Annotated in this window: 7 protein-coding genes and 1 pseudogene; 4 read left to right on the plus strand and 4 right to left on the minus strand. The window is 65.4% G+C overall.

Annotation, left to right across the window (positions count from 1 at the left end; all coding sequences use genetic code 11):
• Nucleotides 1–154: 154 nt before the first annotated feature.
• Both ACLZN2_RS46610 and ACLZN2_RS46615 read left to right on the plus strand, forming a co-directional pair.
• Nucleotides 155–1642 (plus strand): DUF4365 domain-containing protein, encoded by a 1488-nt coding sequence (locus ACLZN2_RS46610; RefSeq protein ID WP_416986121.1) that lies wholly within the window; start codon nt 155–157, stop codon nt 1640–1642.
• Nucleotides 1642–3090 (plus strand): argonaute/piwi family protein, encoded by a 1449-nt coding sequence (locus tag ACLZN2_RS46615; protein ID WP_416986122.1) that lies wholly within the window; start codon nt 1642–1644, stop codon nt 3088–3090. The genes ACLZN2_RS46610 and ACLZN2_RS46615 overlap by 1 nt, the downstream gene beginning before the upstream one ends.
• A gap of 63 nt (nt 3091–3153) precedes the next feature.
• On the opposite strand, the pseudogene ACLZN2_RS46620 reads toward ACLZN2_RS46615, so the two are convergent.
• Nucleotides 3154–3435 (minus strand): annotated as a pseudogene (locus ACLZN2_RS46620) (DNA-binding protein); the annotation flags it as partial.
• 94 nt (nt 3436–3529) lie between these two features.
• Between ACLZN2_RS46620 and ACLZN2_RS46625 the strand changes: the two are divergent.
• Together ACLZN2_RS46625 and ACLZN2_RS46630 are read left to right on the plus strand one after the other, a co-directional pair.
• The gene (locus ACLZN2_RS46625; RefSeq protein ID WP_416986171.1) at nt 3530–4789 is read left to right on the plus strand and encodes a hypothetical protein; all 1260 of its coding nucleotides are present in this window, start codon (nt 3530–3532) and stop codon (nt 4787–4789) included.
• A gap of 37 nt (nt 4790–4826) precedes the next feature.
• Nucleotides 4827–5585, plus strand: a complete 759-nt coding sequence (locus ACLZN2_RS46630; protein WP_416986123.1) for a hypothetical protein — start codon at nt 4827–4829, stop codon at nt 5583–5585.
• Between the two features lie 166 nt (nt 5586–5751).
• Here ACLZN2_RS46630 and ACLZN2_RS46635 read toward each other — a convergent pair whose 3' ends face one another.
• From ACLZN2_RS46635 to ACLZN2_RS46645, 3 genes are all read right to left on the minus strand, one after another.
• Nucleotides 5752–6006: a zinc-binding dehydrogenase gene (locus ACLZN2_RS46635; protein ID WP_416986167.1), complete on the minus strand. Its 255-nt coding sequence runs from the start codon at nt 6004–6006 to the stop codon at nt 5752–5754.
• A gap of 63 nt (nt 6007–6069) precedes the next feature.
• A complete protein-coding gene (locus ACLZN2_RS46640; protein WP_416986124.1) occupies nt 6070–7062 on the minus strand; it encodes an endonuclease/exonuclease/phosphatase family protein in 993 nt (330 codons plus the stop codon).
• A gap of 438 nt (nt 7063–7500) precedes the next feature.
• A partial coding sequence (locus tag ACLZN2_RS46645) for a hypothetical protein (RefSeq protein WP_416986125.1) occupies nt 7501–7946 on the minus strand: 446 nt, incomplete at its 5' end.

Genomic DNA, 7946 nt, shown 5'->3' on the forward strand with positions numbered 1-7946 from the left:
CGAAGCGCTGGATGCGCCTCGCGCTGCGGCTGTTGTCCTGTGGAGCCCCTGGATGTGGTCGGACCCGGTTGTCAGTGGTGCCGCGTAGCCTGACTGCGCAGCAGCTCGGCCGGTGGCTCGTAGCCGTGCCGTGACCAGCAGGGAGGGTGTGGTGATGGCTGATCGCAAGACCGTGACGCGCCAGACGTTCATCGGGGAGAAGGGCATCGCCCTGATCGAGCGCCGGTGCCTGGAGATGGGCCACCTCTTTCATCCCCGGCGGGTCGACCACGGCATCGACGGGCACATCGACCTGGTGGAACCCGGCAGCGGGGCCGTTCTCAATCTGACCCTGCTGGTCCAGAGCAAGGCCCAGGACAGGCGTTTCTCCGGTGAGACGGACGACGCGTTCCACTACGTCTGCGACCAGCGCGATCTTGATCACTGGCTGTCCGGCAACTCGCCCGTCATCCTGGTCTTCTCCCACCCTGAGAGCGACGAGGCGTGGTGGACGGAGGTCAAGGCGGCGTTCCCGGACGCGGTCAGCCGTGCCAAGCGCGTCGTGCACATCGACAAGCACACCCAGCGCTTCGACCGGGACGCAGCCCAGGCACTGCTGCATCTCGCCGTGCCCCGGACGGCGGGCCTGTACCTGAGGCCCGCGCCGATCACCGAAGTGCTCACTACGAACCTGCTGCCCGTCACCGAGATGCCGCCGACGGTGCATCTGGCCCCTGCGGCCTTCACCGACTACCGCGCGGCCGGCGCAGCACTGGACGCGCAGGGCCGGCGCGCGTCCGGCTGGATTCTGAGGGACGGCCTGGTCCTGTCGTTCCACAGCCTGCGGGACTCGCCCCTGCGGGTGCTCTGCGCCGGAGACCCCGAGCGCCACGAGACCGTCGAGTGGGCGGACAGCGACGACCTGGACACCCAGCACCGCTTCGCTGACCTGCTCTCCCGGACCGTCCAGGGCTCCTACCCGGACCTGCGGTGGCACAAGGCCCGCAAACACATGCACTTCCGCGCGACCGCGCGCCTGGGGCCACGTAAGGCCGGCAAGGGACCGGGATCACGGGGCCGGACGGTGTTCGGACCGCACGCTTCCAAGTCCGACCCGCAGCGCGTTGGTTTCTACCACCACGCCGCGCTGCGCACACGATTCCGGCGCCTGGGCGGAGTCTGGTACTGCCAGCTGGAGCCGGACTACTGCTTCACCACCGACGGTCACACCGAGCACCCCTACGCGGACCGGCTGCTCGCGGGGATCAAACGCCTGGACCGGCACCCAGCCGTCCGGGGCTGGACCCGCGTGTGGGCCAACTACCTGAACCACGCCGACCTGTTCACCGAACCACGGCCCGTACAGTTCGGCGAACTCGCCACCATGACCGTTGACCGGGGAATCGACGACCGGTGGTGGGGCCCTGCCCCGTCCGGCGCCGCACCCGAGGACGACCAGGACCCGTCCGCCGGGGGACAGGAAACCCTGGACACCGTGCTGGCCGCCGCGGACGCGGACACCCAGGATCTCCTCAGCCTGCTCCAGGACGGGGACAGTGACGGCGACGCTCCCCGACGAAGAAACCCCGGAAACAAGGCCAGGTCCGCAGGGCGACGGACGTCCCGTCGAGGAGGAACGAACAGCGGGAGGCGAGGCCAGTGATGTACTCCGTGATTCTTGATGAGCCCGAGCTGGAGTTCGGCGGCGCGGCCCGGCACATCGATCCGAGGTTCGGCATCACGAACTATGGTCCGGCCGATCTCGGTGCGGCCGATGCTCCACGGGCGATCCGTGTTGGCCTGGTCGGTCCCGCAGACCAACTCGAGGGGCTGCGCCGGTGGCTGGAGCGCTGCCGGGAGCCGATCGCGGCCAAGGACGAGCAGTATCCGCATCTGTTCCCGGAATTCCCCGGATGCGACACCGACCGTGGCCTGCACACCACCCTGGTCTTCAGCGACCGGAACACACGCGCGATCAGCAGCAGGGACCTGCGCGCCATCGAGACGGCCGACGGCCCGGCAGCCCTGACCAGGGCCGTGAGCATCTATGAGGAAGAGATCAGGGCACTGGCCGACGAGAACCGGGTCGACGTCCTCCTGGTCGCCAGACCCGAGCAACTCGTCGAGATGACCCGCCGATCATCAGGCCGTCCGGACGAAGCCGGTGCTCCTTCGGAGGACGCCCTTGACGATCCGCCGCCAGGCCAGTTCGCCAACTTCCACGACCTGCTCAAAGCCCGGCTGCTGAACCTGCGCCAGCCCATCCAGATCATCCGGCGCAGCACCTGGGACGAAGCCACCAGCCCTCCCGAGGGCCACAGCAGGCAGGACGAGGCCAGCCGTGCCTGGAACCTCCACGTCGCCCTCTACTACAAGGCCGGCGGCGTCCCCTGGCGCCTCCTGCGCAGCCCCACCGATCTCACCACCTGTTACGTCGGCATCGCGTTCTACCGCAGCGACGACGGAAACGCCCTGAACACCTCGGTCGCCCAGGTCTTCAACGAACGCGGGGACGGAGTGATCGTGCGCGGAGGACCGGCACGGATCAGCCGCACCGACCGTCAGCCCCACCTGGCACGCGCCGACGCGCACGCCCTCCTGCTCCAGGCACTGGACGCCTACCGGCGCGAACACCACACCGCGCCCGCTCGCATCGTGCTGCACAAGACCTCGGCCTTCACCGGCGAGGAGACAGGCGGCTTCCAGGATGCCGCGGACGAACGGTTCATCGACGCACTGGAGATGAGCTGGGTCACCAGCAGCGAAGGAGCCGCCACCTTCCGCCCCGGCGACGCGCCTCCCCTGCGCGGCACCCTCGCCGTCCTCGGCGAACGCGAACTCGCGCTGTACGCCACGGGAAGCATCGAGTTCTACCGGACCTACCCCGGCATGTACATCCCGCGCCCGATCGGCATCAGACCCGTCATCGCCGCCCGGGACCCGCGTGAACTGGGGGCCGAAGTCCTCGCCCTGACCAAGATGAACTGGAACCAGACCCGCCTGGACGGACGGCTCCCCGTCACCCTGCGCACGGCCAACCAAGTCAAGTCCGTTCTGCGCTTCTGCCCGCCCGACCAGGCTGTCGCCACCCGCTACGCCCACTACATGTAAGGCCGCCGGGCGGCTGCCGATGCGAGCGGATGCACCGGCCGCAAGCGGTAACCGGCGGACGCATCAGATCTTGATGACGGTGGCCCGCCCGCCGCACAGCATGGTGATGTCCTCCGGATCGGAGGTCAGGATCGTGGCCGGTCCGGGGGCTGCGAGGGCGGTGGCGCTGAGCATGGCGTCGATGGCGTACTTGTGGCCGTGCAGGCCGGCGTCGGCGAGGAGGGCGGCGGCGTGTCGGGCGATCGGCTCGGTGACCGGTTCCACGACGAGGCGGGAGAGGGTCCACTTCAGGGCGGGGCGGTTGATCCGCAGGTGGACGACCTCCAGCAGGGTGGCTGCGGAGGTCCTGGACGACCGAGAGGGCGACCGATGGGGTCGTCGCGGGCAGAATGACGACGCCGTGTGCCTTGAGCAACCGCCTGTTCTTCAGGAGCGTGCGATGGCGATGCGGCTGGGCGGTGAACAGTACGGCGAGGGGTTCGGCGGCCAGAGCGATCCGGCCAGCTTGGCCAGCGTGAAAGCCGTGGCTGATGACCACTCAGGGCGCGTACGATACGGGGCCATCCAGGCGGATGATTCCAAGATCGGACGAACCATGTCGGCGTTGACGGCTCAGCTTGATGACGGCCAGCTTGCCCTGATGACCACTATGGCTGAGCCCTACCTCAAGAAGGGGCAGTGGCCGGTCTGGCACTATGTCGAGGCTCAGCTCGACCGACAGGGTCTGGATGCTGCGTCGGTTCTCAAGTCGTTGCCGAGCGTGGGGTCTCCGCTCATCGGGCAGCGTTCATACGGACTGGCGTGGTATGACCGGAACCAGCTTGCAGACGATAGCCGCCCTGTTCTTACGGTCGCCGCTGGCCTCCATGTTCCCCAACTTGAGCGCGTCTTCGGCGAGCATTTCATCACCATCTTGCAGTACCTGATTAAGCATCAACAGGCCATGACTCCGTCACCGGACAAGGTAGAGAAGGCATCTGTAACGTCGGACGACATCCGAAGGGACTTCTCCGCCGCGACGCCTGAGTTCCTGGGGGCACTGCCTGGCATCTTCCGCCACGAACCAGTATTGAGGAGCGGCTACTCGACGTGGGGCACCAGCAACGGCTGGCGGATTGAGCTGAACCGAGAACTCGTCAAGTATCGGAATGTCAGGAACCTCAGTGAATATGTTTCACAGGTCACTGAAATCCTGCTTGAGGAGCGCCTCCTATTCGAGGAAACTCACTCCGGGGCCCAATACGCACAGAACATCATCATCGGCACGTCGGAGGACCTGTCACCAACGGCTACTACCGTCAAAGTTCCGGTCTACGTCAATGCTGGCCTCATTGAAGAACTGGAGCAGAAGCAGGGTCAGACCGCCTGGAGTCTCGACAAGCTTTTGCAGTTGCTGCGCGAGCTGAACGACTGCTACGCGGAAGATCACGTCTATGCCTGCCATGCACTGGTACGGGCAGTCATTGACCATGTCCCGCCGATTCTTGGGGCCAACTCCTTTGAGTCGGCGGTCAGCAACTACAAGTGGGCCCGGACCGACAAGAAGTACATGGCCCGGTTGCTGGAATTCAAGAATCAGGCGGATGATGTACTCCACCGGCGTGTCCGCCCCAGCAAGGACGTCATCGCTATGCACGACCTGTTGCCCTTCGGTGCTTACCTCAACGCCCTGCTACGGGAATGTATCGACAAGCTGTAGTGGCCAGCGCAAAATGGATTGCGGGAAAGGAGGCGGCATGGCGGTAAAGGCAAAGCTAGAGGGTCATACCTTCGATCTGGATACCTTGGTGGAACTCTTCCGCGAGGGCGACCCGAGAGTTAGCAAAGAGGAGGACGGCTACTACCTGAACTCGGCTGAGTTGGACGGCCTCATGGACGACGGTGGGCGGTTGTTCGAGGCGGCTAATGACCTTCTCCAACGAGTGACAGGTGTGGCACGTGTCCTGGACAGCAGCTTTCGGCCCGTCAGTCTGCCCGGCACCTTCGTGGAGGATGACGGCACGGGTAACGGGCGGCGTCACCATATCGTGCAGGCTGACACCGTTGTGGTTCGGTCCAAGGCGTACGGCGTAGTTCTGTCGGTGGGTGATGGACAGTCGCCACCATCTCAACCCCCGCCCCCACCACCGCCAGAAGGACCGCCGTACGTGCAGTTGGCGTCGAGCCACGCCGATGTGGCCGAGACTCTGGAAATCCTGGGCAGGTCAAGCGTTTCACTAACCTGGGTCGATCTCTACAAGGTCTATGAGATCGTGCGTGGCAACGTGGGGGGTGATAAGCCGCTCAAGGCGACGCAGTGGGCGTCTAGTGGTGATCTTTCTGCGTTTACGGCATCAGCTAATCGACCTGATGTGAGTGGCAGCGAGGCGCGTCATGCAAGAGCTACCGGGGCCGGACTTCCGAAACGGACGATGAACCTGGCCGAGGGCGAGGCTTTCGTCCGCAGCCTGGTATTGGCTTGGTGGAACTACCTCGGTGGTCAGCCTTCAGCCTAAGGGCTTGCAGATCATCAAGGTGTTGGACTACCTCACCAACTCTTTGGCCCCCGACGGAAATACCCGGCGCGGTCGCCCGCCCCGGCTCTCCTTCTCCGAACGGGTCCTGGCCACCGTGCTGCATCAGCAGGTCGCCCTGGCTGCGGAACCCCGAGATCAGGTTCTGTCACCCGGGGCCCAGGTCTGACGACAGGTACACCCCGCCGGGACTCGGTAGCTGCCTGCAGCGGCCGAACGTGCTCTTGCCGACCGCGTCGAAGACCGCGTCGTCGCTGTGCTCGTCCCTGGTGAAGTCCTGGGCCGTGTAGTCGATGACCCAGTCCGCGCCCAGGTCCTTGACCAGCTCGAGGTGCGCCGTGTCACACACCGCGGTCACGGTGGCCCCGTGATGCTTCAGCAGTTGCACTGCCGCCGAGCCGATGGCGCCGGTCGCGCCGTGGACGAGGACGTCCTGTCCGGACGCGCGCTCATCGGCGTATCGGGGTCAGTCAAAGGCAAAGGTGGCGACGACGGGGGCGTGGTCGGACTCTGGGTACTTGCGGTCGATGGCGAAGGCGGCGGATTCGTCGTGGAGGAGCTCGTTGTGGATCTCTGAGCCGCGGTAGTGGGCCAGGAGGTTGCGTGTGATGAGGATGTGGTCGAGCATCTGGCCGTGGCCTTGGTGGAAGAGGGTGTAACGGGCTGGTTCGGCGATGGTGTGCTCGATGGGGACGAGGACGCGTGCGGCGAGGTCGCCGTTTCCGGTGTCTTCGACGTTGCCGCAGATAGCCAGCACCGGGATCTCTTCGGGAGCGGCGTTGAAGTCGCCGGCGACGATGATGCGGGCGTCGGGATCGGCGTCGAGGATCTGGTCGATGAGGCGTCGGACTTCCAGGGCCTGGCTCATGCGTTTCATCGAGGACAGGAACACGCCTTCGGCCCAGGCGTCGGCGGTGCGCCATGTGAATTCGTCGATCTTCTGGCCGGGGATGTCAGTGGGCAGCTTGGACTTCAGGTGCACGTTGATCACATGCACGGTGTTGCCGGGGGCCGCCTGGTCGAGGTCGATCTGGACGTGGAGGATGGGCCGTTCGACGCCGATGGAGACCGGTTGGGTGTCGGCGGGAATGGCGGTCAGCCGCTGGTAGCGGGGCTCGGCGACCAGCTCGTTGCGCAGCTGCTGGTGCTTGAGCACTGGCAGGTGGGTGGCCACGACCACGTTGCGTTTGTCGTAGACAGCGTCACCGTCGGGTTTGGTGCTGACCAGGGTGGCCCCGTCGAGGTTGGTTCCGGTGAGCAGTTCCTGCAGGGCAAGCAGAGCGCGCGGCTGGCCGGGGCGCTCCTGGCCATGGACTTCCTGGAAGCAGGCGATGTCGGCGCGCAGTCGGCTGATCTGAGGCTTCATCAGCGTGACGCGTTCGGCCAGCGAGGGACGCTCGCCCGGTCCTGTCTCGTCAAGGTTTTCCACGTTGAATGTGGCAATCCGGATCTGTGTCACAGTCGCCCCCGATAGAACGATGGCCGGGCACTCAGCGTATCGGGGCTCTCGCGTTGCGTTAAGTGTGGCGCGGCGGCGTTTCACTCACTGCCGCTGGTGGCGGACACGCGCATGGCCGTGCCGCCAGCCGCGGTGCCTGGCATGCACATACCCCGGATGTCGTGTCCAGGCCACGGGCCGGACCGCGTCCGCGCAGGCCACGCCGCAACCGAACGCCACGCCTGCCCTAACTCGGGAGAGTTCGTGAGCAGTTGTCGGCGTGTGGCCGCGGCTTCGGCTGGTCTGGCCGGTGTCACCCGCTTGGCCGCCCCCGCGGGTCGGGTGTGCTCGCTGCGTCCTCGCCCAGCACGTAGCGCCGCGCACGTCGAGGCCCTGGTGGATCAACTCGTCGACTGTCGTGGTGAGTTTATGGCGCTCTTTGACAGCTGTTCTTTACAGTTAACTGACGGATCGGCGATCGAGGATGACGCCTGCTACCAAGCACAGCACTACAAGAGCGAGGTCGAGTACCAGCCAGGAGACGCTACCCTCGGCGATAAGCTTTTGATGCCTGATGGAATTGAACTGAGCGATAGATAGACCGATGAAGAGGTAGCCCGTTCGCTTTGCCCAATCTGCAAGTACCTTGGCTTTGTCGCGCCCTGAACTTGGCTTCATCTGCCTCACTGCCGCATCCACGTCTGCCCTCAGGATGCGTTCCCCTTGAGTTTGTCCACGTGCACGAGCGGCCAGTTCAGTGGCATATCGTTCAACGGCCACGGTAAACGCTGCCTGAGCCTCGTCGCTGCAGTCCGGGAGTGCCGCGAACCCAGCCACAAAAACGGTCGAGGCCGCCGGTTGCTTCGCCCCCTCACTCATCGAGACTCTCCGCTCTCCCTGTTGCG

It is taken from the genome of Streptomyces sp. T028 (assembly GCF_048159505.1).
Classification (GTDB): Bacteria; Actinomycetota; Actinomycetes; order Streptomycetales; family Streptomycetaceae; genus Streptomyces.